Annotated in this window: 29 protein-coding genes and 1 pseudogene; 14 read left to right on the forward strand and 16 right to left on the reverse strand. The window is 72.5% G+C overall.

What is annotated here, in order from left to right; genetic code table 11:
- Positions 1–198: 198 nt before the first annotated feature.
- From HCK04_RS12855 to HCK04_RS43545, 3 genes and pseudogenes are all read left to right on the forward strand, one after another.
- On the forward strand, positions 199–831 hold the full coding sequence (locus HCK04_RS12855; RefSeq protein ID WP_260617228.1) for a class E sortase: 633 nt from the start codon (positions 199–201) through the stop codon (positions 829–831).
- A 16-nt stretch (positions 832–847) separates the two neighbouring features.
- Complete coding sequence (locus HCK04_RS12860; RefSeq protein ID WP_168065884.1) at positions 848–988, forward strand: hypothetical protein; 141 nt, start codon at positions 848–850, stop codon at positions 986–988.
- 22 nt (positions 989–1,010) lie between these two features.
- A pseudogene (locus HCK04_RS43545) lies at positions 1,011–1,523 on the forward strand (snapalysin family zinc-dependent metalloprotease); the annotation flags it as partial.
- A gap of 29 nt (positions 1,524–1,552) precedes the next feature.
- Here HCK04_RS43545 and mshC read toward each other — a convergent pair.
- From mshC to HCK04_RS12895, 6 genes are all read right to left on the reverse strand, one after another.
- A complete protein-coding gene (gene mshC, locus HCK04_RS12870) occupies positions 1,553–2,764 on the reverse strand; it encodes a cysteine--1-D-myo-inosityl 2-amino-2-deoxy-alpha-D-glucopyranoside ligase (protein WP_142647404.1) in 1,212 nt (403 codons plus the stop codon).
- 10 nt (positions 2,765–2,774) lie between these two features.
- Positions 2,775–3,539, reverse strand: a complete 765-nt coding sequence (locus tag HCK04_RS12875; RefSeq protein ID WP_260617229.1) for an NRDE family protein — start codon at positions 3,537–3,539, stop codon at positions 2,775–2,777.
- A gap of 94 nt (positions 3,540–3,633) precedes the next feature.
- Entirely contained in the window at positions 3,634–4,395 is a 762-nt protein-coding gene (locus HCK04_RS12880; protein WP_142647406.1) for an SCO1664 family protein, read from the reverse strand.
- Positions 4,396–4,453: 58 nt separating this feature from the next.
- On the reverse strand, positions 4,454–5,023 hold the full coding sequence (locus tag HCK04_RS12885; protein WP_142647407.1) for a DUF3090 family protein: 570 nt from the start codon (positions 5,021–5,023) through the stop codon (positions 4,454–4,456).
- Positions 5,024–5,032: 9 nt separating this feature from the next.
- The gene (locus tag HCK04_RS12890; RefSeq protein ID WP_142647408.1) at positions 5,033–5,734 is read right to left on the reverse strand and encodes a histidine phosphatase family protein; all 702 of its coding nucleotides are present in this window, start codon (positions 5,732–5,734) and stop codon (positions 5,033–5,035) included.
- Positions 5,731–6,549, reverse strand: coding sequence for an undecaprenyl-diphosphate phosphatase (locus HCK04_RS12895; protein ID WP_142647409.1), 819 nt, complete (start codon positions 6,547–6,549; stop codon positions 5,731–5,733). Before HCK04_RS12895 ends, HCK04_RS12890 begins: the two co-directional genes overlap by 4 nt.
- A gap of 35 nt (positions 6,550–6,584) precedes the next feature.
- Here HCK04_RS12895 and HCK04_RS12900 point away from each other — a divergent pair, with 35 nt between their 5' ends.
- Entirely contained in the window at positions 6,585–7,523 is a 939-nt protein-coding gene (locus tag HCK04_RS12900; RefSeq protein ID WP_142647410.1) for an aldo/keto reductase, read from the forward strand.
- Between the two features lie 151 nt (positions 7,524–7,674).
- Positions 7,675–8,730, forward strand: coding sequence for a hypothetical protein (locus HCK04_RS12905; RefSeq protein WP_142647411.1), 1,056 nt, complete (start codon positions 7,675–7,677; stop codon positions 8,728–8,730).
- Between the two features lie 62 nt (positions 8,731–8,792).
- Here HCK04_RS12905 and HCK04_RS44155 read toward each other — a convergent pair whose 3' ends face one another.
- Positions 8,793–10,016, reverse strand: a complete 1,224-nt coding sequence (locus HCK04_RS44155) for an acyl-CoA dehydrogenase family protein (protein WP_221889907.1) — start codon at positions 10,014–10,016, stop codon at positions 8,793–8,795.
- Between the two features lie 149 nt (positions 10,017–10,165).
- Between HCK04_RS44155 and HCK04_RS12915 the strand changes: the two genes are divergently transcribed.
- The 5 genes from HCK04_RS12915 (at position 10,166) to HCK04_RS12935 (ending at position 15,411) form a co-directional block, all read left to right on the forward strand.
- The gene (locus tag HCK04_RS12915) at positions 10,166–11,092 is read left to right on the forward strand and encodes a LysR family transcriptional regulator (RefSeq protein ID WP_142647412.1); all 927 of its coding nucleotides are present in this window, start codon (positions 10,166–10,168) and stop codon (positions 11,090–11,092) included.
- A gap of 176 nt (positions 11,093–11,268) precedes the next feature.
- Positions 11,269–12,402, forward strand: coding sequence for a dimethylsulfone monooxygenase SfnG (sfnG, locus tag HCK04_RS12920; protein WP_142647413.1), 1,134 nt, complete (start codon positions 11,269–11,271; stop codon positions 12,400–12,402).
- Positions 12,403–12,405: 3 nt separating this feature from the next.
- Positions 12,406–13,638 (forward strand): SfnB family sulfur acquisition oxidoreductase, encoded by a 1,233-nt coding sequence (locus tag HCK04_RS12925; RefSeq protein WP_142647414.1) that lies wholly within the window; start codon positions 12,406–12,408, stop codon positions 13,636–13,638.
- A gap of 52 nt (positions 13,639–13,690) precedes the next feature.
- The gene (gene ssuE, locus HCK04_RS12930; RefSeq protein ID WP_142647415.1) at positions 13,691–14,242 is read left to right on the forward strand and encodes an NADPH-dependent FMN reductase; all 552 of its coding nucleotides are present in this window, start codon (positions 13,691–13,693) and stop codon (positions 14,240–14,242) included.
- An 11-nt stretch (positions 14,243–14,253) separates the two neighbouring features.
- On the forward strand, positions 14,254–15,411 hold the full coding sequence (locus tag HCK04_RS12935; RefSeq protein WP_142647416.1) for an LLM class flavin-dependent oxidoreductase: 1,158 nt from the start codon (positions 14,254–14,256) through the stop codon (positions 15,409–15,411).
- A 171-nt stretch (positions 15,412–15,582) separates the two neighbouring features.
- Here the strand turns inward: HCK04_RS12935 and HCK04_RS41025 are convergent, their stop codons facing one another.
- The 3 genes from HCK04_RS41025 to fabG all read right to left on the reverse strand — a co-directional run bounded on the left by HCK04_RS41025 (position 15,583) and on the right by fabG (position 18,354).
- Positions 15,583–16,620, reverse strand: coding sequence for a helix-turn-helix domain-containing protein (locus HCK04_RS41025; RefSeq protein ID WP_205830162.1), 1,038 nt, complete (start codon positions 16,618–16,620; stop codon positions 15,583–15,585).
- Between the two features lie 235 nt (positions 16,621–16,855).
- Positions 16,856–17,620, reverse strand: a complete 765-nt coding sequence (gene fabI / locus HCK04_RS12945; RefSeq protein ID WP_142647417.1) for an enoyl-ACP reductase FabI — start codon at positions 17,618–17,620, stop codon at positions 16,856–16,858.
- 29 nt (positions 17,621–17,649) lie between these two features.
- Positions 17,650–18,354, reverse strand: coding sequence for a 3-oxoacyl-[acyl-carrier-protein] reductase (gene fabG / locus HCK04_RS12950; RefSeq protein WP_142647418.1), 705 nt, complete (start codon positions 18,352–18,354; stop codon positions 17,650–17,652).
- A 77-nt stretch (positions 18,355–18,431) separates the two neighbouring features.
- On the opposite strand from fabG, the gene HCK04_RS12955 reads away from it, so the two are divergent.
- The gene (locus HCK04_RS12955) at positions 18,432–19,928 is read left to right on the forward strand and encodes a TldD/PmbA family protein (protein ID WP_142647419.1); all 1,497 of its coding nucleotides are present in this window, start codon (positions 18,432–18,434) and stop codon (positions 19,926–19,928) included.
- Complete coding sequence (locus HCK04_RS12960; protein WP_142647420.1) at positions 19,925–21,307, forward strand: metallopeptidase TldD-related protein; 1,383 nt, start codon at positions 19,925–19,927, stop codon at positions 21,305–21,307. The genes HCK04_RS12955 and HCK04_RS12960 overlap by 4 nt, the downstream gene beginning before the upstream one ends.
- 265 nt (positions 21,308–21,572) lie before the next feature.
- Here HCK04_RS12960 and HCK04_RS12965 read toward each other — a convergent pair whose 3' ends face one another.
- A complete protein-coding gene (locus HCK04_RS12965) occupies positions 21,573–22,184 on the reverse strand; it encodes a CGNR zinc finger domain-containing protein (RefSeq protein WP_142647421.1) in 612 nt (203 codons plus the stop codon).
- A 199-nt stretch (positions 22,185–22,383) separates the two neighbouring features.
- Here HCK04_RS12965 and HCK04_RS42255 point away from each other — a divergent pair, with 199 nt between their 5' ends.
- Positions 22,384–22,698: a hypothetical protein gene (locus HCK04_RS42255; RefSeq protein ID WP_240971352.1), complete on the forward strand. Its 315-nt coding sequence runs from the start codon at positions 22,384–22,386 to the stop codon at positions 22,696–22,698.
- 103 nt (positions 22,699–22,801) lie between these two features.
- On the opposite strand, the gene HCK04_RS41035 is transcribed toward HCK04_RS42255, so the two are convergent.
- The 3 genes from HCK04_RS41035 to HCK04_RS12980 all read right to left on the reverse strand — a co-directional run bounded on the left by HCK04_RS41035 (position 22,802) and on the right by HCK04_RS12980 (position 24,052).
- Positions 22,802–23,101, reverse strand: coding sequence for an alcohol dehydrogenase catalytic domain-containing protein (locus HCK04_RS41035; protein ID WP_205830163.1), 300 nt, complete (start codon positions 23,099–23,101; stop codon positions 22,802–22,804).
- Positions 23,102–23,471: 370 nt separating this feature from the next.
- Complete coding sequence (locus HCK04_RS41040) at positions 23,472–23,633, reverse strand: hypothetical protein (RefSeq protein ID WP_185948965.1); 162 nt, start codon at positions 23,631–23,633, stop codon at positions 23,472–23,474.
- Positions 23,634–23,836: 203 nt separating this feature from the next.
- Positions 23,837–24,052, reverse strand: a complete 216-nt coding sequence (locus HCK04_RS12980; RefSeq protein WP_142618849.1) for a dodecin — start codon at positions 24,050–24,052, stop codon at positions 23,837–23,839.
- 85 nt (positions 24,053–24,137) lie between these two features.
- Between HCK04_RS12980 and HCK04_RS12985 the strand changes: the two genes are divergently transcribed.
- The gene (locus HCK04_RS12985; RefSeq protein WP_244312568.1) at positions 24,138–24,461 is read left to right on the forward strand and encodes a DUF3099 domain-containing protein; all 324 of its coding nucleotides are present in this window, start codon (positions 24,138–24,140) and stop codon (positions 24,459–24,461) included.
- A gap of 290 nt (positions 24,462–24,751) precedes the next feature.
- Here the strand turns inward: HCK04_RS12985 and HCK04_RS12990 are convergent, their stop codons facing one another.
- Positions 24,752–25,024, reverse strand: coding sequence for a DUF6457 domain-containing protein (locus tag HCK04_RS12990; RefSeq protein WP_142647422.1), 273 nt, complete (start codon positions 25,022–25,024; stop codon positions 24,752–24,754).
- A gap of 11 nt (positions 25,025–25,035) precedes the next feature.
- The gene (locus HCK04_RS12995) at positions 25,036–25,656 is read right to left on the reverse strand and encodes an NTP transferase domain-containing protein (protein WP_142647423.1); all 621 of its coding nucleotides are present in this window, start codon (positions 25,654–25,656) and stop codon (positions 25,036–25,038) included.
- Positions 25,657–25,667 lie beyond the last annotated feature (11 nt).

The raw sequence follows: 25,667 nt of genomic DNA on the forward strand, positions 1-25,667 counted from the left end.
CGCCCGTGTCGCCGCAGGTGATCGGGCATATGAGTCAACCGTACGGGCCCGGTCCCGCGATTTCGGGGCGGGACACGCGCCGCGCTCATGCCCCGGTGTCCGGCGAGCCAAAGAATTCGCCAACGCCCCTCGCGCGGTCTCCGGCGGGAGATGTCCGGAGGCGATACTCGGTCCGTGCGCGGAGCAGACGACGGAGCCGTGAAAACGGTCACGCGGGTCATCGGCGAGCTGTGCCTGCCGGTAGGGCTGGTCCTGCTGCTGTTCTACGCATATCTGCTGTGGGGCACCGGAGCGGAGACCGAGCGGGAGCAGAGCGTGCTGCAGCGACAGCTCGGCGAGGTCTTCGCCAGGCACGACGGGCAGGCGCGTCCGGGCGAGGGTCCGGTGCGGCTCGGCGACGCGCTGGCGCTGCTGCGCATCCCACGTCTGGGCGCCGACTACCGGTTCGCCGTCGTCGAGGGCGTCGGCCCGGCGGAGCTGCGCAAGGGCCCCGGTCACTACCCCGGCTCGGCGATGCCCGGCCAGGTGGGCAACTTCGTGCTCTCCGGCCACCGCACCACCTACGCCGCGCCGTTCAACCGGATCGACCAGTTGCGGCGCGGCGACGACATCGTGGTGGACGCGCGGGACGCCCGCTACACCTACGAGGTGACGCGTAAGGAGATCGTGGACCCCGGCGAGGTCGACGTCGTCGATCCCGTCCCCGGCCATCCCGGGAAGCGGCCCACCACCGCGGTCATGACCATGACCACCTGCCACCCCAAGTTCTCCGCGGCGCAGCGCCTGATCGTCCAGGGCGTGCTCGTCCGCCGCGAGGAACGCCGCGACTGACCGAGGGAGATCCGGCGTGTACAGGTTCCTCTGGCGGCGGCTGCCCGGCGGCACCGCGCTCCGGCTGGCCGTCGTGCTGCTGCTGACCTGCGCGGCCGTGGCCGCGCTGTGGTACGTCGTGTTCCCCTGGCTGGCGCCGCGGGTGCCGCTCGGCTAGCGAGGCCGCCCTCATGTCCCCGATGCCCGCCTCGCGGTTCCTCCGGGCCGTCTCGGCCCTGCTCCTGGGACCGGCCGTGCTGGTCACCGTGTCACCGGTCACCGCGTCACCGGTCACCGCGTCACCGGCCCGGGCAGCCCTGCCCGCGGGTGACCCGGCGGCGAACGCCGTACGCGTGCTGCGGTACGACGCGAGCCGCGCCGCCGAGTTCCGCACGGTGATGGACCAGGCCGCGCGGGTGTGGAACGCGAGCGTCGCCAACGTCCGGCTGGTCGCGGGCACGCCCGCCGACTTCGTGGTGCGCGCGGACGACGGCTGGCCGCGTACGAGCGCCACCGGGCTGGGCCGGGGCACGATCTGGCTGGGCAGGGAGGCGACCGCCGGGGGCTACTCTCCCCTGCGCATCGCCACCCATGAGATCGGCCACATCCTCGGCCTGCCCGACCGGCGCACCGGCCTGTGCGCCGACCTGATGTCCGGTCACAGCGCCCCGGTGAGCTGTGCCAACTCCGCCCCGAGCGCCGCGGAGCGCCACACCGCCGACGCGAACTTCGCCGGCTCCGCTCAGAGGGCGACGCCGAGGAGCGCGTCGGCGACGTCGCGCACCAGCGCCGGAGACGAGGCGTCGTCGCCCTCCTGCGCCGCCCAGGCGTCGATCACCGCGAGCGCACCGGGGGCGTCGAGATCGTCGGCGAGGCGCTCGCGCACCGCCGCCAGCACAGGGCCGCCCTCGGGGCCCGCCGGGCGCGCCACCGCCGCCCGCCACCGCGCCAGCCTCTCCTCGGCCGCGGTGAGCTGGTCCGGCGTCCACTCCCAGTCCGAACGGTAGTGGTGCGCCAGCAGGGCCAGCCGGATGGCCATGGGGTCGGCGGCCTGCCGCAGCCTGGAGACGAACACGAGGTTGCCCCTGGACTTCGACATCTTCTCGCCGTCCAGGCCGACCATGCCCGCGTGGACGTACGCCCGGGCGAACGGCCACTCGCCGGTGGCCACGTGGCCCTCACAGGCGCCCATCTCGTGGTGGGGGAAGATCAGGTCCGAGCCGCCGCCGGCGACGTCGAAGCCGCTGCCCAGGTTGCGCAGGGCGATGGCGGTGCACTCGATGTGCCAGCCGGGCCTGCCGCGGCCGAGCGGCGAATCCCAGGACGGCTCTCCGGGCCGTTCCGCCCGCCACAGCAGCCAGTCGAGCGGGTGGCGCTTGCCCTCCCTGCCGGGGTCGCCCCCGCGCTCGCCGAACAGCTCGAGCATGGTCTCCTCGGAGTAGCCCGAGACCGCGCCGAACTTGGGCGCGGACGCGACCGAGAAGTAGACGTCCCCGTCGATCTCGTACGTGGCGCCCCGCTCGGCCAGCCGGGTGACCAGTTCGGCGATCTCCCCCACGGTCTCGGTCACCCCGACGTACTCGCGGGGCGGCAGGATGCGCAGCGCCTCCATGTCGGAGCGGAACAGCTCGATCTCACGCTCGCCGAGGGAGCGCCAGTCGGTGCCGGTCGCCTCGGCCCGCTCCAGCAGGGGGTCGTCCACGTCGGTGGCGTTCTGGGTGTAGTGCACGTCGTGGCCGGCGTCCCGCCACACCCGGTTGACCAGGTCGAAGGCGAGGTAGGTGTTGGCGTGGCCCAGGTGGGTGGCGTCGTACGGCGTGATGCCGCAGACGTAGAGCCTGGCCTCGCCGGAGGGGGTAGTCTCCCGCACCTCCCGGGCGGCCGTGTCGTACAGACGGAGCATGAGGCCCGAACCGGGCAGCCTTGGGACATTCGGAGCAGACCACGATCGCATGGTGTGAAGCCTATCCGCGCCGCCGGCGGACCCGGTCAGCCGGTGCGCCCCACGAGGTGTCCACTTCGTGCCAGGTGGCGGGGTCGTCCGGCTGGGGGCAGAAGTCGTAGCGAAGCCCCTCCTCCGCCACGGCGACCAGCGTGATCGAGAGGCTGGCGAAGACCCGCCCGTCCGGCAGCCGCCGGCGCATGACCAGCGCGCGGGGATCGTCCCAGGGCATCCCCGCGCCCGAGGCGGGGTCGAGCCACTCCCCCCAGAACCGCTCGGTCGAGCCTCCCGTGGTCCACCCGGGCCGGGCGGCCCTGGCGAAGCGGGGCCGGAACCACGCGGTGCGCGGCTCGCTCTCCTCGCGATCCCAGCCGGCGTTAACGATCATGTGCACGCCCGCGGGCAGCTTCTCCTCGGCAAGGGACCTGCCGTCCCAGCTCCACAGCCGTACACCGTCGAGCCCGCCGAGAAGCAGATGAAATGGGTCGTACCACGATAAATTGAGCGGCGGGAACTCTCCCGCCGCCGCGGCGAGCAGCGGCAGCTCGCCGCGCGAGTGACGCCTGCCCTCCGAGGCCGCGACGCCGTCGCCGTTGAGCAGCGCGGCCACGCGCCGGTTTTCGGGGTCGGCGGCCAGCCAGGTGCCGCCCGCCTGCAGGTCGCGGCCCCCGACCAGGCCGGGGTACGCGGGCCAGTGCCGGTCCGGTGACATCCACGGCCGCGTGACGAACTCGTCACGCACTCCCGCCAGGAGCACCGGCGCGTCCGCCTCCGGCTCGACGCTCACGATGACCGTACACAATGCGTGTTCCCTCCAATATCGGTAGAGACCCCTGCAGAGTGCACAATTCGCACGTTTTGCGCAAGCCTGACCGAGTCGATCAAATCGGGGGCCACGGTATCGCCGGCCAGTCTTCGGACGGGTGGGGGTGGACCCCCGTGGCGAGCAGCCTCTTGACCCGCTCCCACGTGGCCTCCACCTCGGCCTGGGTCAGCAGCTCGCGCAGGCGCCGGCCGAGACGCCCCCGCTCGATCTCGTGTTCCAGCCGCACCAGCACGTTGACCGCCTCGCGCGGGAGCGCCTTGCCGCGCCACTGCCACAGCACGGTGCGCAGCTTGTCCTCCACCGCGAAGCACACCCCGTGATCGACCCCGTACACGTGCCCGTCGGGCAGCGGCAGCAGGTGGCCGCCCTTGCGGTCGGCGTTGTTCACCACGGCGTCGAACACGGCCATGCGGCGCAGGGCGGGGTTGCGGCTGCGCATCAAAGCCATCAGATCGGTCTCGGGATCGGCGTCGATCCACAGCTGCACCATCCCCGGGCCGAAGGGGCCGTCCCGATAGACGGTCGGCGGCACGATGCGCCATCCGGTGGCGGCGGCCACCTCGTAGGCGGCCACCTCCCGGGCCGCGAGCGTGCCGTCGGGAAAGTCCCACAGGGGGCGCTCCCCGCGCACCGGCTTGTACACGCACGCCGCCGTGTGCTCGCCGTTCCTGATGGAGCAGTAGAGCGTCATGTTCGTGGCCTCGACGAGTCGTCCTGCCACTTCTAAGGTGCCCTCCCGCAGCAGGCTCAGCGCCGCCGCGTCGTCCAGCCCCGGCCCGTCCACGTCGCTGATGCTCGCCTCGCCCTCGGCCGTCATCCGGTTCCTCGCCCGCGCGGCGCGAGGCCGCCCTTCCACCCGTTCACCGCCGCGCCTCTCATGCCGACAGTCCTCCGGGGTGGTGGCCGTTGAGGCGGACGCAGATGTGGCCCTCGGGGTCGAGCGGCCTGCCGCACAGCGGGCACGGCGGGCGGCCCGCGGCGACCACCTCGAGCGCCCTGCGGCTGAACGCGCGGGCGGCGGCGGCGCTGATCCGCACCCGGAGGACGGCGGGCTCGGGCCGGTCGTCCAGCGGGGGCTCCTCGTCCTCCTCGTCGCCCTCGGTGGCCTCCTGCGCCTCGATGATCACCTGGGCGGTCTCGGGATCCCAGGCGAGCGCCATCGTGCCCACCCGGAAGTCCTCGTCGATCGGCAGGTCGAGAGGGCCCTCGTCGGCCAGCTCCGCGGGGGCCATGGCCGGGACCGGCGCGCGCCCGCCACTGCGCCGCAGCACCTCGTCGAGCAGCTCGTCGAGGCGATCGGCCAGCACGGCGACCTGGAACTTCTCCAGCGCAACCGTGGTGATCCTGCCCTGGCCTCTGGCTTGCAGGAAGAAGGCTCGCGCGCCCGGTTGCCCCACGGCACCGGCCACGAACCTGTCAGGCGGATCGTAGTCGAAGACCGGCATAGCCCGACCTTATGTGGTCCCGGGTCCGCCGCCGACGGCGGCATCGCTTCCGGTGATGGTTTCTCCCCCGTCTTCGTCCTCCGACACCTCCGGCGGGGGCACCAGGTTGGCCACTCCCCCGCCCACGTCGTTGGCCCTGAGCAGGAAGGGACGCAAGGGGGTGTAGCGGATCACCGTGACGGACGCGGGGTCGGCCGTGATCCGCTGGAACTGGTCCAGGTGCATGCCCAGGGCGTCGGCCACGATCGCCTTGATCACGTCACCGTGGCTGCAGATGAGATAGGTGGCCTTCTCGCCGAGCCGCTCGTTCCAGTCGCGTACGGCCCGCACGGCCCGGCTCTGCACGTCCGCCAGGGCCTCGCCGCCGGGGAAGACGGCCGCGCTGGGATGGGCCTGCACCACCCGCCACAGCGGCTCCTCGGCGAGCTCCTTCAGCGGCCTGCCGGTCCAGTCGCCGTAGCCGCACTCGCCGAACCTTTCATCGGTCTGCACCGACACGGGGCGGCCCGCCGCGATGGCGGCGGCGGTCTCCTGGCACCGCTCCAGCGGGCTGGACACGATGGCGTCCAGCTCCAGGGGCGCGAGCCGTTCCGCGACGGCGCGCGCCTGCTCCCGGCCGCGTTCGTCGAGATGGACGCCCGGGGTCCAGCCGGCCAGCACGGGGCCGGTCATCGCGGTGAGGCCGTGCCGTACGAGCAGGACGGTCGTCATGACTGCACCACTCCCAGGGCCAGCAGCGTGAGGAGGAACGTCCCGGCGAAGACGCGATAGACGACGAAGATGATGGTCGAGTGGCGCGCCACGTAGCGCAGCAGCCAGGCGATCGAGGCGTACCCGACGACGAACGACACGACCGTCGCGATCAGGGTGGGCGCGACCGGGGGGCCGCCGCCGTCGCCGACGTGGCGCAGCTCGAACAGCCCCGAGAGGATCACCGCCGGGATCGACAGCAGGAAGGAGTAGCGGGCGGCCGCCTCGCGCGTGTATCCGAGGAACATCGCGCCGGTCATTGTGGAGCCCGAGCGGGAGGCGCCGGGGATCAGCGGCAGCATCTGCCAGGCGCCGACGATCAGGCCGTCGCGCATGTTGAGGTCGGCGACCTCTCTCTTCTTGCGGCCCATCTGGTCGGCCACGAGCAGCAGCAGGCCGAAGACGATGAGCATGACCGCGTTCAGCCACAGGTTGCGGGCCGGGCCCTCGATCGCGTCCTTGAACAGCAGGCCGGCGACGCCGATCGGGATCGTGCCCAGGCCGATGTACCACCCCATGCGCGCGTCGAGGTCGCCGCGCAGCTCCGGCGTCCAGAGGCTGCGCAGCCAGGTCCACGTGATACGGACGATGTCGCGCCAGAAGTAGATGAGCACCGCGAGCATGGTGCCGAGCTGGATCACCGCGGTGAACGCCGCGCCGGGGTCGCCCCATCCGGCCAGCTTGGGCACGATCAGCAGGTGGGCCGAGCTGGAGATGGGCAGGAACTCGGTGAGACCCTGCACGAGCCCGAGCACGATCGCCTGTAGTACGTCCATGGTGCGGACAGCCTATCGGCTAGTCTGTCCGCACCATGGACCAGCGACTAGTCGGGCGCAGCGGTCTGTCGGTGTCCAGGATCGGGCTCGGCACGATGACCTGGGCCCGCGACACCTCCGCCGAGGAGGCGACGGCCCAGCTCACCGCCTTCGCCGAGGCCGGCGGCACGCTGATCGACACCGCCGACGTCTACGGGGGCGGCGACGCCGAGCGTCTGATCGGGCGGCTCATCCGCGACGTGGTGCCGCGCTCCGAGCTGGTCATCGCCACCAAGGCCGTGCTCACGCCCGGCGGCGGGCACGACGCATCGCGCCGTCACCTCATCCGCGCGCTCGACGCCTCCCTGACCCGGCTCGGCCTGGAGGAGGTCGACCTGTGGCAGCTCCACGCGTTCGACCCCAGGGTGCCGCTGGAGGAGACGCTCGCCGCCGTCGACTACGCGGTCTCCACCGGGCGTACGGCCTACGCGGGCGTGTGCAACTACACGGGCTGGCAGCTCGCGGCCGCCGCCACGTGGCAGCGGTGCGGCGACTCGCGGGCCCCGATCGTCGCGGCGCAGGTGGAGTACTCCCTGCTGGCCAGGGACGCCGAGGAGGAGGTGCTGCCGGCCGCCGGGCACGTGGGTGCCGGGATCCTCGCCGGGTCGCCGCTGGGACGCGGCGTGCTGACCGGGAAGTACCGCACCGGCATCCCCGCGGACTCCCGCGCCGCCACCCCGCACTTCTCCGAGTTCGTCCGGCCCTACCTGGACGAACGGTCCCGCAGCATCGTGGAGTCGGTGACGACGGCGGCCGAGGGGCTCGGCGTGTCGCCGCTCGCCGTGGCGCTCGCCTGGGTGCGCGACCGCCCGGGCGTGTCGTCGGCGATCGTCGGCGCGCGCACCCACGCGCAGCTTCTCGGCGTGTTGCAGGCCGAGAAGCTGACACTGCCGTGGGAGATCCGCGAGGCTCTGGACGACGTCTCCGACCCTTGAGCGCCGCGCCGGGCGCGTGAGGAGAACGAGAATCGTCCTCACGTATCACACATCGATACCGAACTGCAACTTTCTACTGCATAACCCCGCGCTCCGGCGAAGAGTGGCGGGTATGTCGGGGGATGGACCAGAGCACTGCGGAAGGGGACACATGGGGATCGTAGGCAAAGCCTCCGCGATCTCCGCCGGGGCTCTCGCGATCACCCTGGCCGGAGGGCTCCCTCTCGCCGCATCTCCGGCACAGGCCTTCGACTGCACCAGCGACGGCGGCCTGGTCTCGGGCCTCACCGGCGGCGTCTGCTCCCTGGTGGACGGCGTGAGCCAGCTGGCCGACGGCGTCACCGACATCGCGGACAAGGCCACCGGCGGCGCGACGAAACCGGTCACGAAGGCCGTGGACGACACGTTGAAAACGACCACCGGAGCCGCGGGCACGGCGGTGAACGATGTCGGGAAGGCGGTCGACAAGGCCGGCCGGACGCTCACCGGGGCGGCGGACAGCGCGAGCGGCGGGGCGAGCGCGGCGACCGGAGGCTCGGACGCCTCGGGCGACGCGACGGGCCCCGTGGGCGGGGTGACGGAGGCCGTCAGCGGAGCGGCCAAAGCCGTGAGCGGAGCGGCCGAGACGCTGACGGGCGGCGGAGCCACGAGCAGCCCCTCCCCGGCCATCCAGAAGATCACCGACGGGCTCACCAGCGCCGTCCAGGGCACCTGCCTGCCCCTGGTCGCCGGCGATGACTGCGCGTCCGACGAGGACGACGAGGGCGCGCGGAGCTCCGGGAAGGCGGGGACGGCCGGCAACAAGGCGACCCGGCCCAAGGCGTCCATGACACCCGAGGGCACCCTTTCTCCCGAGCCCTACCGGCCGCGTCTCGTCGCGGCGCTCGAGGACGACCCGAAGGCGGGCCACGCGGGGAAGGTGGACCCGGACGAGGACGGCGTGATCCCCCTCCTCTGGCCCGGGCAGAAGATGCCCGAACTGCCCGAACTGCACGGCGGCCCCGCGGGCGCGTCCACGCGGGCCCAGCGGTCCTACGACGCGGCGGGAACGGCCCTCACCGCGGTTCTGCTGCTCTCGGCGCTGCTGGCCACCCGCGTGGTCTCGGCTCGGCGGGCCCGCGCCGGACAGCAGGAGCCGGCCGAATCGATCCCGTTCGAGGGCGGCCTGCGGCTGCCCGGGAAGGCCGGGCGCCACCGGCTCGCCTGAGGACGCCCCGGGCGTGCCCGGCCTCCTCACCCGCGCCCGGGAGGAGGCCGGACGCGGCTCCGTCAGGAATACCAGGTGGGCTCGGGAATCTCGTCACGCAGCCGGTGGACGCCTACCTCACGGCGCTTGTACGCCACCGGGTCGTGCAGGGTGTGGGTGCGTACGTTGCGCCAGAACCGGTCGAGCCCGTATCGGGACGCGGTCGAGCGGGCCCCCGTGGCCTCGAAGACACGCGAGGTGACCTCCAGGGCCACGTCGGTGGCGCGCGCCTTGGCCGCGGCCACCCGCACCTCGTGCTCGCCGCGCAGCCGCGGGGTGACCTCGTCCGGGTTGAGGTGGAACCACAGCCCCTCCCGGGCGACCTCGTCGGCCAGCGCCTCGGCCGCCCACAGCTTGGCGGTGAGGTCGCCGTAGAGGTCGATGACGTACGGCTCGTCGACCGCGCGCTCATACCCGCCGTGCAGCCACGGGCGGGTGTGCTCCCGCGTGTACGCCAGCGCGGTCTCCAGCGCTCCCCTGGCGATGCCGAGGTAGAAGTTCACGAACACGAGCTGGATGGTCGGCACGTTGAGGGTCGCGTAGACGCGCGGCCGGAACTCCTTGTCCACGTAACCGAGGGCGTCGCGCCAGGGCACGCGTACGCCGGAGACCGTGACGCTGCCGCTCTCGGTGAGCCGCTGGCCGATGTTGTCCCAGTCGTCGTGGAAGGTCAGCCCCTCGGAGCCGGAGGGGACGATGGCGAAGACGTGCTTGTCCGTCCCCTCCAGCACGCCCTCCAGCACGGTGACGTCGGAGACCTTGCTGCCGGTGGAGAAGGTCTTGCGCCCGTCGAAGGTGAGCGTGTCACCCTCGTCGCGTACGACGATGTCGCGGTCACGGGGGTTGACGGCCCCGCCGAAGAACCAGCGGTGGCGGGCGGCCTCGGCCTCGATCCGCTCCCACTGCTCGCGGGTGCCCACCAGGCGGGCCGCCCAGTTCCAGAGGTAGTGGTAGCCGAGAAGCTGGCCGATGGAGCCGTCGGCCGCGGCCACCTCGCGGACGACGCGATAGGCGGTGGGCCAGTCCTGTGCCGCGCCGCCGTGCGCCGTGGGTCCGAGCAGCGTTACCAGGCCGGAGTCCTTGAGCAGCCCGATCTCCGCGTACGGGGTCTTCGCGGCCCTGTCGCGCTCCGCGGCGTCGGCCGCGAGAGCGGCCGCCACTTCTCCGGCGCGCGCGATCCACTCGTCCGGAGTGCGCGGTGCCGGGCCGTCCGTCCAGTCCGTACGACCGGCGTGAGCGATGGTCACGTGTCGTCTCCTCTCGTGTGCGGCGCGTCGCGCCTGCCGTCGCCCACCAGGTTAGGCAACATTCTCTACTTGTTAAGTGGGAAAATTGCCGAACGGCCGGTAGGGTCGCCCTTGAACACCGGCGAACCCCTTGGACGAGGTGGACGACGATGCGCATCGAGCAGCTCGAATACATCCGCGCGGTGACCCGTCTCGGCTCGCTGCGCCGGGCGGCCGACCACCTGCACCTGTCCCAGCCGGCGCTGAGCGAGACCGTGCGCAACCTGGAGCGGGAGCTCGGCGTCGACCTCCTCGAGCGGCGCAGGTCCGGCGCCACGATCAGCGACAAGGGCCGCGAGCTGCTGCCGTACATCAACGGCGTGATCGAGGCGGTGGACCGGCTGCGCAGCGCGGCCGACGAGCAGCACCGCATGGCCCGCATGGTCAGGCTGGGCACGGTCAACGCGGCCACGGTCCCGCTGCTGATCCCCGCCGTACGCGCGTTCCGGGAGGCGCATCCGGCGACCCAGGTCGAGGTCGTCGGCGCGCAGCAGGCGGAGATCCACCGGCGCATCCGGGAGGGGAGCTTCGATCTCGGGCTGGTGAACTACCTGACCGGCGACGATCTGCCGCCCGACCTCGCCACGACCGAGTTGCTGCGCGGCCGACCGGTCGTGTGCGTGCGGCCGGACAGCCCGCTGGCCGCGCTGGCCGCGGTCGAGGTCGCCGACCTGCTCCGCGAGCCCCTGATCGTGATGCGCTCCGGCTACGTCATGCACCGCCTGGTGCACCGCCTGCTCGACGGGCGGGCGCCGTCGTTCTCGTATTCGACCGACGGCGCCGAGATGGGCAAGCTCATGGTCGCCGAGGGGCTCGGCGCCACGGTGCTGCCCGAGTTCAGCGTGGCCGGCGACCCCCTCCTGCGCAGCGGCGCGATCACCTACCGGCCGCTGGCGCACCGCGTGGCGGAGGTCCTCCTGGTGATCCAGTCGCAGCGATCCACCTCCGGCCCCCGGGTGGCCCGCGACCTGCACCGGTTCCTCGTGGACCGGGCACGGGAGTGCCGCACCGACGCCCGGGCGCGCGCCACCGGGTGACAGCACACGACGACAGCGACACGACGACAAGCGAGACAACGACAGCGACACAACGGCCGGGGGCAGGGTGACAGGGCGGCCCTATCACTCCCCCGCCGATCGCGTGTGGAACTCCCGGACACGCCCGACGTACGATCCCGATTGTTCAAGTAGGAAATGACTGAAAGGGGTCCTTCGTGTCCGCGAACGTCAGTCCCGAGCCGCTGCGGTTCGCCTACTGGGTGCCCAACGTCAGCGGCGGGCTCGTCACCAGCACGATCGAGCAGCGCACCGACTGGAGCTACGACTACAACCGGAAGCTGGCGGTGCTCGCGGAGAACAACGGCTTCGAGTACGCGCTGTCCCAGGTGCGCTACATGGCCAGCTACGGCGCCGCCTACCAGCAGGAGTCGACGAGCTTCAGCCTGGCGCTGCTGCTCGCCACCCAGCGGCTGAAGGTGATCGCCGCCGTGCACCCGGGCCTGTGGCACCCGGCGGTGCTGGCCAAGCTGCTCAGCACCGCCGACCACCTCTCGGGCGGCCGGGCCGCCGTCAACGTGGTGAGCGGCTGGTTCAAGGGCGAGTTCACCGCTCTGGGCGAGCCGTGGCTGGAACACGACGAGCGCTACCGCCGGGCGGAGGAGTTCATCCGCGTCCTGCGGGCGAGCTGGACCGAGGACAGCGCGCATTTCCAGGGCGACTTCTACCGCCTGCACGGATACGACCTGCAGCCCAAGCCGCTCTCCGGGCCGGACCGCCCGCACCCCGAGATCTTCCAGGGCGGCAACTCCACCGCGGCGCGCGCCATGGCGGGCCGGGTCTCCGACTGGTACTTCAGCAACGGCAAGGACTTCGACGGCGTCACCGAGCAGATCGAGGAGGTCGGCGCGGCCGCGCGGGCCCACGGCCGCCGGGTGCGCTTCGGCCTGAACGGCTTCCTCATCGCCAGGGACACCGAGGCGGAGGCACGCGAGACGCTGCGCGAGATCGTGGCCAAGGCCGACGTCGAGGCGGTCCACGGGTTCCGCGACGCGGTACGCCAGGCCGGCCGGTCCACGCAGGACGGACGGGGCATGTGGGCCGACTCCTCGTTCGAGGACCTGGTGCAGTACAACGACGGCTTCCGCACCCGGCTCATCGGCACGCCGGAGCAGATCGCGCACCGGGCGATCGAGTACAAGAAGCGCGGTGTCGACCTGCTCCTGCTCGGCTTCCTGCACTACCACGAGGAGGTCGAGTATTTCGGCCGCCACGTGCTGCCCATCATCCGCGAGCTGGAAGGCGAGCTCGATGCGAAGGGCGCGTTCCCCGTGGAACCGGCCCGGGCGTGATCCATGACCGATCTCACTCGCACGCCTGCCCAGGCATCGCCGCGCACACCGGGGACCGCTCATGTCGTCACCGGCGACGAGGAGGCCCTCGCGGTCGCCGCCGAGCTCGCCGGGCGGTTCGCGAAGGGCGCCGCCGGACGTGACGCCCGCCGCGAGCTCCCGCACGCCGAGCTGGCCGAGCTGTCGGCCAGCGGCCTGCTCGGCATCACCGTCCCCCGTGAGCACGGCGGCGCCGACGTACGCAGCGCCACGCTGGCGGAGGTCGTCCGCCTGCTCGCCGCCGCCGACCCCAACATCGCCCAGATCCCGCAGAGCCACTTCGTGTACGTCAACGTGCTGCGGCAGCAGGGGTCCGCGGCGCAGCGGGAGTTCTTCTTCGCCGAGGTCCTCGCGGGCAGGCGGTTCGGCAACGCCCAGTCGGAGGCGGGCACCCGGCACGTGCAGGACTACCGCACCCGGCTGCGTCCCGACGAGGAGGGCGGCTACGTCCTCGACGGCGTGAAGCACTACTCGACCGGGGCCCTGTTCGCCGACTGGATCACCGTGCTGGCGAAGGACCCCGCCGACCGGCTCGTCGTCGCGTACGTGCCGGCGGGCGCGCCGGGCCTCACGGTCGTGGACGACTGGGAGGGCATGGGCCAGCGCACCACCGCCAGCGGCACGGTCCGGCTGGAGGGCGTGCGGGTGCCGGCCGACCGCGTGGTCCCCCACCACCTGACCTTCACCGGGCCGCAACTGCACGGCGCCCACGCGCAGCTGCTGCACGCCGCGATCGACGTCGGCATCGCCCGCGCCGCGCTCACCGAGGCCGCCGAGTTCGTCCGCACCCGCAGCAGGCCCTGGTTCGAGAGCGGTCTCGACCACGCCGCCGACGACCCCCTGACGATCCAGCGCTTCGGAGAGCTGGAGGTCTCCGTACGCGCCGCCGAGGCGCTGCTGGGCGAGGCGGGGCGGGCGGTCGACCGGGCGCGCGAACACCTCGACGACGAGACCGCGGCGGCGGCCTCCATCGCCGTCGCCACGGCGAAGGCGTTCGCCGACCCGGCCGCCGTGCAGGTCACCGACGCACTCTTCGAGGTGTCGGGCACCAGGTCGGCGCTCGACTCACTGAACCTGCACCGGCACTGGCGCAACGCCCGCACCCACACCCTGCACGACCCGGTGCGCTGGAAGATCCAGCACATCGGCCGCTACGCGCTGAACCGCACCCCTCCCCCGCGTCACGGCCTCATCTGATCCCGGAATCCGTCCCATCCCGAACCCGGTCCCCTCTGACGGAGGTTCCGCCATGTCCACCATCGTCGTGCTGTCGGGCAGCCCTTCGGCCGTCTCGCGCACCGCGGCCCTGAGCGCCCACCTCGCCGAGCGGCTGCGCCTCGGCGGCCACGAGGTCCGCACCGTGCACGTACGCGACCTGCCGGCGGAGGCGCTCCTGTCCGCCGACACGGGCCACCCCCGGATCGCCGAGGTCGTCGGCCTCGTCGGCGAGGCGGACGGCGTCCTGGTCGCCTCACCCGTGTACAAGGCCGCCTACAGCGGGCTGCTGAAGACGTTGCTCGACCTGCTGCCGCAGTTCGCGTTCGCGGGCAAGGTCGTGCTGCCGATCGTCACCGGCGGCAGCCCCGCCCACGTGCTGGCCATCGACTACGCGCTGCGCCCGGTCCTGACCTCGCTCGGGGCCGACCACGTCGTGCCGGGATGGTTCGTCCTCGACCGGCACATCACGATCCGCGGCGACGAGGCCGGCCTCGACCCGGATCACGCCGCCCCGCTCTACCGCGTGGTCGACGCCTTCGCGGCGGCCGTGGCCGCACGCCGCCCGCTGCTGGCCGCGTCCTGAGGAGACCATCGATGACACTGACGTTCCACTGGTTCCTGCCCACGTACGGCGACAGCCGCCACCTCGTCGGCGGCGGGCACGGCACGGACATCACCACGGCCGGAGGAGACCGGCCGGCGTCCCTGGCGTACCTGGGGCAGATCGTGCGCGCCGCCGAGCAGCTCGGCTTCGAGGGCGCGCTCACCCCCGCCGGGGCCTGGTGCGAGGACGCCTGGCTGACCACCGCGATGCTGGTCGCGGGCTCCGAGCGGCTGAAGTTCCTGGTCGCCTTCCGTCCGGGGCTGCTGTCGCCGACGCTCGCCGCGCAGATGGCCGCCACGTTCCAGCGCCACTCGGCCGGACGCCTGCTGGTCAACGTCGTCACCGGCGGCGAGGACCACGAGCAGCGCGCCTATGGCGACCACCTCACCAAGGACGAGCGCTACGAGCGCACCGACGAGTTCCTCACGGTCGTACGCGCCCTGTGGCGCGGGGAACGGGTCACCCTGGAGGGCAGGCACATCAGCGTTGTGGACGCCGCGCTGAGCCGGGTGCCGTCCCCGGTGCCCACCGTGTATTTCGGCGGGTCGTCCCCGGCCGCGGGCAAAGTGGCGGCGCGGCACAGCGACGTCTACCTGACCTGGGGCGAACCGCCCGCGCAGGTCGCCGGGAAGCTCGCCTGGATCCGCAGGGAGGCCGCCGCGGCCGGCCGCGAGGTGCGCTTCGGCATCCGGCTGCACGTCATCAGCCGGGACACCTCGGCGCAGGCGTGGGCGGAGGCCGAGCGGCTGCTGTCCGCGCTCGACCCGGCGGTCATCGCGTCGGTGCAGGCCGGTCTCGCGCGCAGCGGATCGGAGGGGCAGCGGCGGATGCGGGCGCTGCACGGGGGCCGCACGGACGCGCTGGAGGTCTCCCCGAACCTGTGGGCGGGTGTGGGGCTCGTCCGCGGCGGCGCGGGCACGGCCCTCGTCGGCAGCCACGTCGAGGTGGCCGAGCGGATCGAGGAGTATCACGCTCTTGGCATCGACGAGTTCGTGCTGTCCGGTCACCCGCACCTGGAGGAGGCCTACTGGTTCGGCGAGGGCGTCCTGCCCCTGCTGCACCGCAGGGGGCTGTGGCGGCACCCGGTGGACGCGCCCGGCGACCAGGTCCCGGCCGCCATCCCCTTCGCCGGCGCCGCGTCCCGGTGACGGGCGACGCGGGCTCCCGGGCACCGCCTGCGCGCCCCGGCACCGCCCGGGAGCGGGCGCCCACGGCGCCGGGCCGAGCGGGCCTCGCTCGGGATCGGCGCGCGGCGAGGAAGGCGGACGCGAGGCCGCGAGATCGGCGCGCACCGGCCCGGTGAGCGGGTCCGTGCGGGATCAGCGCGCGCAGCGGGTCTTCGCGTGGGGGCCCTCTCCCTGCTCGCTGACCACCCATCCCTCCACCCACACGCATCCCCGTGCGAGGGAGAGCATGTCGCCGTAGGCGCCCGGCGGGGTGTTGTTCGCCCATCGGGAGCGCACCTGGGCGTTGTCCGCAGGACGATGCGCGGCCAGCCACACGGTGTAGAGACGGGGATTGTCGAAGTACGCCGACGCCCACGCCGTGTCGCACTCGGGACCACGCCGCAGCCGTAGCGTCCCGAACCGGGTGCCGTCGGGCAGGTTCAGCGGAACGGCGTCGAGCGTCTCGATCGTCTCGAGGACGTCCGCGCATCCACGGGCCCGGGGGTCGTCGCCGTCCATGTTCTCGGCCCGGCTCACGTCCCCCGCATGGTCGGTGACGTGCTGGTTACGCGCGATCCAGCCGGGCGCGAGCCGCACGCCGCCCCCGGCGGCGCCCAGCGCCACCACACCGGCGACCACCAGGACGCCGGCAAGCGCGAGCAGCCGCCCGCGCCGCCGCGCGCATCCTGCGAGGCCACCGCGCCCGGCCTCCGGCCCGGCATCGGGGCCGCCGTCGTGCGCGCTGCCGTGCCCGCCGGCATGACCGTCACCCTGCCCGCCGCCATGACCGGCACCACCGGCACCACCGGCACGAGCGACGCCGCTGACGCCGTCGGCCTCGGGCGGCGAGACGACCTCTACCACGCCGGGAGCCGGGCCATCCCCGGCTGCCGGGGCAGGTGCCGGGCGTTCCGCCCTCCGCCCCGAGATCTCCGCGCCGACCTCGTGCCAGCGCCGCGCCCACGCGTCCTCGTCACCCCCGCAGGCGCGTACGAACGCGAGGGTGACCTCAAGGCTCGGGAAGACCCGGCCGCCCGCGGCCCGCGACAGCACGGTGGGCGAATAGTGCGCCCTCTCCGCGAGGGCCCGGTAGGTGGGCGACCCGGCCTCCTCGCGCAGCCGCCGTAACGCGACGGCGAACGCCTGCACGGGCCCTTCCCCGGGATCGAGATCGCGCTCCGGTCGTCCCATGGTCCCCACCGAGTTCGACGGCCACGTCGCCACGGGCGACGCCGTCCGGGGCGTACGGGGACGGGGAGGCCCGGGCACCACGCTCGCGTCTGACGGCTCCTGCTCACCGCGGAGAACCGCGAGCGTCAGACACGCCCAGATGCTAAGCGCAGGAACGGGCCGCGGCAAGATTCGCCTGCCGCGGCCCGTACGCCCGCCTGACGATGAAGGCGGGATGTCGCGAGAGGGGGTGCCGTCAGGCGCCCATCGCGTGCACGCCGCCGTCGACGTGGACGATCTCGCCGGTGGTGGCGGGGAACCAGTCGGACATCAGCGCGACGCACGCCTTGGCGGCGGGGGCGGTGTCGGCCAGGTCCCAGCCGAGCGGCGCGCGCTCCGGCCAGGAGTCCTCGAACTCCTTGAACCCGGGGATGCTCTTGGCCGCCATCGTGCGCAGCGGACCGGCGGCGACGAGGTTGACCCGGATGCCGTGCTTGCCCAGGTCACGGGCGAGATAGCGGGAGCACGACTCCAGCCCGGCCTTGGCCACGCCCATCCAGTCGTAGACCGGCCACGCCTTGGTGGCGTCGAAGTCGAGGCCGACGATCGCGCCGCCCTCCTTCATCAGCGGCAGGCACGCGACGGCGAGCGACTTGAACGAGTACGTCGAGACGTGGACCGCCGTGGCGACGTCCTCCCAGGAGGTGTTGAGGAAGTTGCCGCCCAGGCAGGTCTGCGGGGCGAACCCGATCGAGTGGACGACCCCGTCCAGCCCGTCGAGGTGCGCGCCGACGCGGTCGGCGAGCGTGTCGAGGTGCTCGTTGTTCTGGACGTCCAGCTCGATCACCGGCGGCGGCTCGGGCAGCCGCTTGGCGATGCGCTCGACCAGGCTGAGGCGGCCGAAGCCGGTCAGCACGACCTGGGCGCCCTCCTCCTGGGCCAGCTTGGCCACGTTGAAGGCGATCGACGCGTCGGTGAGGACGCCGGTGACCAGCAGTCGCTTCCCGTCCAGCAAACCCATGTCCAGCTCCAGTCAGTCGGGTGTCGGGCTCAGTGGCCCATGCCGAGGCCGCCGTCGACGGGGATGACCGCCCCGGTGATGTAGGAGGCGTCGTCGCTCGCCAGGAACCTGACGACCCGGGCGATCTCCTCGGCCTGCGCCTGCCGCCCGAGCGGGATGCTCTTGCGGATCTGCTCCTGCTGCGCCTCGTCGAGCACCGCGGTCATGTCGGTCTGCACGAACCCGGGCGCGACCACGTTGACCGTGATGCCGCGCGAGCCGAGCTCGCGGGCCAGCGACCGGCCGAAGCCGACCAGGCCGGCCTTGGAGGCGGCGTAGTTGGTCTGGCCGGCCGAGCCGGACAGGCCGACGACGGAGGAGATCAGGATGATGCGCCCGCGCCGCATGCGCAGCATGGGCCGCACGGCGCGCTTGGCGACGCGGTAGGCGCCGGTCAGGTTCGTGTCGATGACGTCGGTGAAGGTCTCCTCCTTCATCATCGGCAGCAGCGTGTCCTTGGTGATCCCCGCGTTGGCGACGACGACCTCGACGGGGCCGTGCTCGGCCTCGGCCTTCTCGAAGGCGGCGTCGACGTCGGCGGAGCTCGTCACATCGCAGCGAACTCCGAACAGCCCCTCCGGGGGCTCGCCGGAACGGTAGGTGACGGCGACGGCGTCTCCCGCGGCGGACAGCTCACGGGCGATCGCGAGGCCGATGCCGCGATTTCCGCCGGTGACGAGAACAGAGCGAACCATGCGACCGACCGTATCGGCTACTTGGGGGTAGTCCACTTGTCCGCAGGGCACAAGATCACAGGGTTAGGATCGTGGACATGCGCCAGATCGACCCCGACTTTCTCGTCCTGCCGCTGCGGCGGCTGGCGGACGCGGCCCTGCAGCGCGCCCGTGACCTGGGAGCCGAGCACGCCTCGTTCCGGCTCGAACGCGTACGCGCCGAGACGCTGCGCCTGTTCGACGCCCGGCTCGAAGGCTCCTCGGACGCCGACGACCTCGGCTTCGCCGTACGGGTGATCAAGGATGGCACATGGGGCTTCGCGTCCGGGATCGAGCTGACCCCGGAGGCGGCGGCCCGGGCCGCCGAGGAGGCCGTGCGGGTGGCGGCGGTCAGCGCGCCCATCAACCGTGAGCCGGTGGAGCTCGCCCCCGAGCCGGTGTACGACGACGTGACCTGGGTGTCGTCCTACGAGATCGACCCGTTCGACGTGCCGTTGCCGGACAAGGCGGCGCTGCTGGCCGAGTGGTCGTCCGGCCTGCTCGGCAGGGTCGACCACGTCTCGGCCTCGCTCATGCAGGTCAAGGAGCAGAAGTTCTACGCCGACACGGCCGGCACGGTCACCACGCAGCAGCGCGTGCGGCTGCACCCGGTCCTGACGGCGATGCGGGCCGACGGCGACAGGTTCGACGACATGCGCACGCTCGCTCCCCCGGCCGGCCGGGGGTACGAATACCTGACCGGCACCGGCTGGGACTTCCCCGCCGAGCTGGCCGAGATCCCCGACCTGCTGGACGAGAAGCTCAAGGCGCCCTCGGTCGAGGCCGGCACGTACGACCTGGTGATCGACCCGTCGAACCTGTGGCTGACCATCCACGAGTCGATCGGCCACGCGACCGAGCTCGACCGGGCGCTCGGCTACGAGGCGGCCTACGCGGGCACCTCCTTCGCCACCTTCGACCAGCTCGGCAGCCTCCACTACGGCTCGCCGGTGATGAACGTCACGGGCGACCGCACGGTCGAGCACGGCCTGGCCACCGTGGGCTGGGACGACGAGGGCGTGGCCGGTCAGTCGTTCGACATCGTCCGCGAGGGCACGCTGGTGGGCTACCAGCTCGACCGGCGGATGGCACTGCTGAAGGGCCTCGGGAGGTCGAACGGCTGCGCGTTCGCCGATTCCCCCGGGCATGTGCCGATCCAGCGGATGGCCAACGTGTCGCTCCAGCCCGCCGCGGACGGCCCGTCCACCGACGAGCTGATCTCCCGGGTCGCGCGCGGGATCTACATCGTCGGCGACAAGAGCTGGTCGATCGACATGCAGCGCTACAATTTTCAATTCACCGGGCAGCGCTTCTACAAGATCGAGAACGGCCGCCTCGCCGGGCAGCTGCGCGACGTGGCCTACCAGGCGACCACGACCGACTTCTGGCGCTCCATGGAGGCCGTCGGCGGCCCGGAGACGTACGTGCTCGGCGGCGCCTTCAACTGCGGCAAGGGCCAGCCTGGCCAGGTCGCGCCGGTCAGCCACGGCGCCCCCGCGGCCCTGTTCCGCGGCGTACGGATCCTCAACACCGTCCAGGAGGGTGGCAGCAAGTGAGCGACCGGGTGACCACACCGCAGGAGACGGTGGAGCGGGCGCTCGCTCTGAGCGAGGCCGACGCCTGCGTCGTCATCGTGGACGAGGGCTCCACCGCCAACCTGCGCTTCGCCGGCAACACGCTGACGACCAACGGGGTCGCGCGCTCGTCCCGGCTCACCGTGATCTCCGTCGTGGGCGCCGGGGTGGGGGTCGTCTCGCGCTCCGCCGTACGGGCCGACCAGCTCGCGGACGTGGTGGCCGCGGCGGACCGCGCCGCGCGGGAGGCCCAGCCGTCCGAGGACGCCCGGCCCCTCGTGGAGGGCGTCGCCGGAGAGGGCTGGGAGCGCCCGGTGGAGCCGACCTCCATCGACGTTTTCGGGGGGTTCGCCCCCGCGCTCGGCGAGGCGTTCGCCGCCGCCGACGCCTCCGGACGCAGGCTGTACGGCTTCGCCGAGCACAGCATGACCTCGACGTTCGTGGGCTCGTCCACCGGCCTGCGGCTGCGTCACGACCAGCCCACCGGGCGGCTCGAACTGAACGCCAAGTCCGCGGACATGACGCGCTCGGCGTGGACGGGCGTGGCCACCCGCGACTTCTCCGACGTGGACGTGGCCGCCCTCGACGAGACGCTCACCCGGCGGCTCGACTGGGCCAAGCGGCGGATCAGTCTGGAGCCGGGCCGCTACGAGACGCTCCTGCCGCCGACGGCGGTCTCCGACCTGATGATCTACCTGTACTGGTCGGCCGGCGCACGCGACGCCGCCGACGGCCGCACGGTGTTCTCCAAGCCCGGCGGCGGCACCCGCGTGGGCGAGCGGCTCTCGACGCTGCCGGTGTCGCTGTACAGCGATCCGGCGCGGGCCGGCGTCGAGTGCGCGCCTTTCGTCGTCGCGCACTCCTCAGGCCGGGAGCAGTCGGTGTTCGACAACGGCCTGCCCCTGGGCCGCACGGAGTGGATCAGCGACGGCACGCTGGCCAACCTCGTGCAGACCCGGCACTCCGCCGAGCTGACCGGGCTCGCCGCCACCCCGCAGATCGACAACCTGATCATGACGGGACCGGAGGACGGGCGCTCGCTGGAGCAGATGATCGCCTCGACCGAGCGGGGCCTGCTGCTGACCTGCCTGTGGTACATCCGCGAGGTCGATCCGCAGTCGCTGCTGCTGACCGGCCTGACCAGGGACGGCGTCTACCTGGTCGAGAACGGCGAGGTCGTGGGCGAGGTCAACAACTTCCGCTTCAACGAGTCGCCGGTCGACCTGCTCGGCCGCCTCAGCGAGGTGGGCCCGAGCGAGCAGACGCTGCCGCGCGAGTGGAACGACTGGTTCACCCGCGCCGTCATGCCACCGGTCCGGGTGCCCGACTTCAACATGTCGACGGTCAGCCAGGCCAGCTAGGGCGGCGGCCGGCCGTACCTTTCGAAGGCGCTCGGGCCCTGTACGCTCGCCGAACGACAGGCGGCCCTGCGAGAACGTACGAGAGAGAACCCGCCGAAGTGCCGATCGGCAGGGCCGCGGCAGCGCCCTGCCGACGGTGATCCGCGGCGTCGTCCGAGGCGCACGAGTGGGGGCGGTGGTCGGGCGCGGGGGTGGTGCTCGGGATGGCGGCCGCGGCGGGCGCCCCGTTGCTCGGCCGCCGATGGCGCAGAGGATGGCGCGGGGGTCACTCGCCGGAGACGGCCTGTTCCCGCTTGCGGGCTCGGTAGGCGCGCAGGTTCGCGGCGTTGCCGCAGACCCGTACGTCATGCCAGACGCCGCTGTTGTTGCGTGAACGGTCGTAGAACGCACAATCGCAGCGCTCGTTGCGGCATACCTTCAGCCGCCGCCACTGGTCGGTCTGCTGGGCCTGGAGGCATTCGATCAGCACGAGCGATGCGACCTTCCGCCATCCGGTGCCCGAAGGTTCCGCGACGACGGTGCCGTGCTCGTCGACCTGCATCGAGACGGACAAGGTGGGAAGGGCGGCCAGGACCTGCGCGGACACGGCCTCGGCGCCGTCGCCCTGATCGGAGAGAAGCCTGCGCAGAGCCCATCGCAGATCCCGCAGCGCCTCGCAGTCACGATCGGCGAGGTCCACGGCAGGAGCGGGCCGGCCGGTAGCGGTGCTCCACTGGGCGAGCGCCTCGCTCAACCACGTCCGCGCGGTGGCGGGGTCGTCGAACCAGTCGGCATGGCGCGGCCTGCCGGCGGGCGAGGTGTTGAGCAGGTCCTGGACGAACGCGAGACCGCCGGGAGCAGGTTCCAAGGCGTAGCGCTCGGTGGCCGGCCACGTCATGGCGTCGTCCTTTCTCCGGGGACCGGACATCCCCTGGCGTCACGTAGCACCGACATGGTGTGTCCGCGGATCTTAACGAACGTGTCCGCACTACCGGCGGGCCCGTCAGGTCCTCCCTTGGTGCTGTGGCATACGACCCCGTGCCACCCTGTCACGGCCTCGCCCTGGCGCGACCTCACCCCGGCGCGACCTCACCCTGGTGCGGCCTCACCCTGGTGCGGCGTCGCCCCGGCACGGCCTCGCCCTGGTGCGGCGCGCTGGGTCACAAAGCGAGCAGGATGCGGCCGAAGGGGCCGCTCTCGGCGAGGAGGCGCTGCGCCTCGGCGGCCTTCTCCAGCGGGAGGACCTGCGCCACCTTCGGGTGGAGCTCGCCCTGCGCGACCAGGTCGAGCAGGCCGCGTTGGCGGCGTTGACCTGCTCGGGGGTGAACAGGGCGAAGCGGAATCCGTGGATGTGGGCGTTCTTCCAGATCAGGTCGGTCACGTTGATCTCGGCACGCATTCCGGCCGCGTAACCGATGCTGACGAGGGTGCCGCCCACGGCCAACGAGCCGAGTGCCTCCCCGGTGACCGAACCTCCGACGCCGTCCAGCACGACGTCCACGCCCTTGCCGTCGGTCAGCCGCGCGACCCCTTCGCGCAGCGACTCGCGGGTGAGGTCGATGACCTCATCCCCGCGGCCAGTCCCGAGGCGCCGGGGTCTTCGACCCGTCCCACGCCGAAGCCGCCCGGCCGGATCGGCAGCGGCTTGTGCAGGGCGGGTGCGAGTTTTCCCGCACGCACCGTCTCGTCCAGCGGGTTGACCCCGGCCACCGACATCCTGACGAGCACCTGCCCCCCGGCAGGCACCGGCAGGGGCCTTTCCCGGAGCTCCAGTACGTCGTAGCCCCCGAACCGGTCGTACTCAATCGCGCGCATGGCTTGTTCCTCACCTCGGCCCTCCGATCGGCCGGATGACCGACGGCTCATGATGCGAAAGAAGCTTAATAAGTTTGCCTATGTCTGTCTATTGGCAGAGTCGAGCCCTGCCATCACGTCGGCGTCGCCGTACGTCCAGAATGGACAGCCCAGCAGGGCTTCGAGTGCGGCCGAGATCAACATATGTGACATCTTGACGGCCATGTCTCTCCGGGAGCCGGCCGCGAGCCGGGATGCCGCCGCGCCCGGGGCGGGACGCGCCGGACACGGGCCACTTCGATCAGGCTCGCTTCGGCCTTGAGCACGGGGCGTTCGCCGGGCGCACGCCGACCTGGTACGCCGAAATCCGGCGGCGATCGTGGCCGTGGTGTCACACCGGTCGATGCCCGAAGACCCCGAGGCGCTCCCACTTCATCGGCGGCGTCGAGGCGGCCGTGGCCGGGCGCAGGAGCTTGCGGGTGACCGCATGGTCGATGTCGCCGCCGGCCACATCGGTGGCCAGTGCTTGCCGCGATCCTGATCGACGAGGCACGCATGGACGCCGCATCCGTCATGTTCGGGTCCGGCAGGCGCCGGCGGCGTCCCACTCCCGGCACGCGAAGGGAACGTCATCGTCCGCGCCGGCAAGGGCGAGACCTCCGGCGAGATCCCGCTCCCGGACGGCACCGCGCGGACCCCTCCCCCTCAGCAGGGGGCCGAGCATGGACGCCGGTCTTGCCCGGCGTCCTCGGGCCCTTATTCGGCGTCCTCCAGGCGGAAGCCGACCTTCATGCCGACCTGGAAATGGGCCACCTCGCCGTCCACGATGTGCCCGCGCACTTCGGTCACCTCGAACCAGTCAAGATGCCGAAGCGTCTGGGCGGCCCGCCTGACGCCGTTGCGGATGGCCTGCTCGACGCTCTCGGCCGAGGTGCCCACTATCTCGGTCACCCGATAGGTGCGGTCCGACATCACGTCCTCCTGGCTGTGCGTCTCACATGATCGTATCGCCGTGCGGGCGTCGCCCCCGCCCCCCTCGGGGTCTACCGTGGAAATCGTGAATCCATGGCGCAGGTTGCGAAAAGACCGCCCGGTCGTTCACCAGGTGACGGACGCCCAGCCGTCGCTGACCGACGACGTGCGCAAGCGGGAAATCAGCTACCTCATCAAGATGGGCATCCGCCTCGTGTGCCTCATTCTGGCCGTGGCGGTACCCGCCCCCTGGCCCGTCAAGGCCCTGTTCGTCGCGGGGGCCGTTCTTTTGCCATACCTTGCCGTTATCGGGGCCAATCAGAGAGGTCACGAGCCTCCTCCGCCCCCTGACTTGACCTCGTCTAACCAAAACGAGATACCACGCCATCGACGCGAGATCGGGTCGTGACAAAGTCTTGACGCAACCCATGGGTTGGAGGTGTACAGTTTAGCCAAGCGCTCTGGTCCCCCGTCGGAGCGCTGGTGCCGGCGTTCCGGGCCCCCGTCGGAACGCCGATGAAGCGACGCCGGGTGGTTTGCCCCCGTAACCACCCGGCGTCGCCCTTTTCCGAAGAATTCGTACGGGCCTCACGGACCGGCCGTCGCGGTCGTCCCCGGCGGGGACGGCCCTTCCGCCGAACGGCCCCCGGCGCCCGCCCTTCCCCTCCACGCGGCGCGCCGGGGCCGTGGAAGCCGGCGTCAGGAGCCGGGGGTGTCGGTGGTCTCCTTCCGCTCCGCGTTCACGTCCGCCCAGTCCTTCGCCATCCGGGACAGCCGCTCCACCACATCCGGCGGCGCGGAGCCCGCCCCCTGCGCCAGCCCCATCAGGTAGGCGGTCAGCGGGGCGGCGGGCCGCGCCACTCCGTGCGCCACATCCCTGGTCAGGTCGAGCACCGCGGTCCGGTCCACCCGCGCGGGATCGATGCCCAGCTCACGGCAGACCAGGGCCGTCCATTCCTCCAGCACGTTCACGCGCACTCCCCTCACCCGCGCTCTCCGGCCCGCTCGCGGGCGGCGCGCAGATCGTCGTCGGTGTCGCAATCGAACCACGGCGGGATCTCCCCGGGCGCCACCGGCGGGCGCACGGGCACCGGCCCCAGCGGGCCGAGCACCCCGCGCAGCGACCGCCCCGCGTACGCGCCGAGCGCGTCCCGCAGAGCGGCCGTCCGCCACGCGCCGGTGAGCCACTGCTCACGCCCCTCGTCGTCCACGAGCACCGCGCCCGCGCCGTCGCCGGGCACGGCCGCGAGGAGCGCCCCGACGTGCCCGGCGACGACGAACGGCAGGTCGGCGGCGAGCAGCACGACCAGCGGGGACGTCACCACGGCGAGCCCGGCGCGCAGCGCCGGCACCGGCCCGACGCCCGGCGGGTCCTCACGGGTGAACAGCACACCCGGCATGTCCCTGGTCGGGCCCACCACGACCACCGCGCGGGCGTCGCGGACCGCCGCGGCCACCCGTTCGACGAGGGGCAGCCCGCCGACGAGCGCGCCCGGCTTGTCCGCCCCGCCGAGCCGCTCGGCCCGGCCGCCCGCCAGGATCACGGCGTCGTACGGCGGCGGGCAGGCGGCCTCGCCGTCGCCGGTTCCGGAACGGGGACGCACGGGTGCTCTCT

Origin of the sequence: Microbispora sp. CL1-1 (assembly GCF_012034195.1) — a bacterium.
GTDB lineage: Bacteria > Actinomycetota > Actinomycetes > Streptosporangiales > Streptosporangiaceae > Microbispora.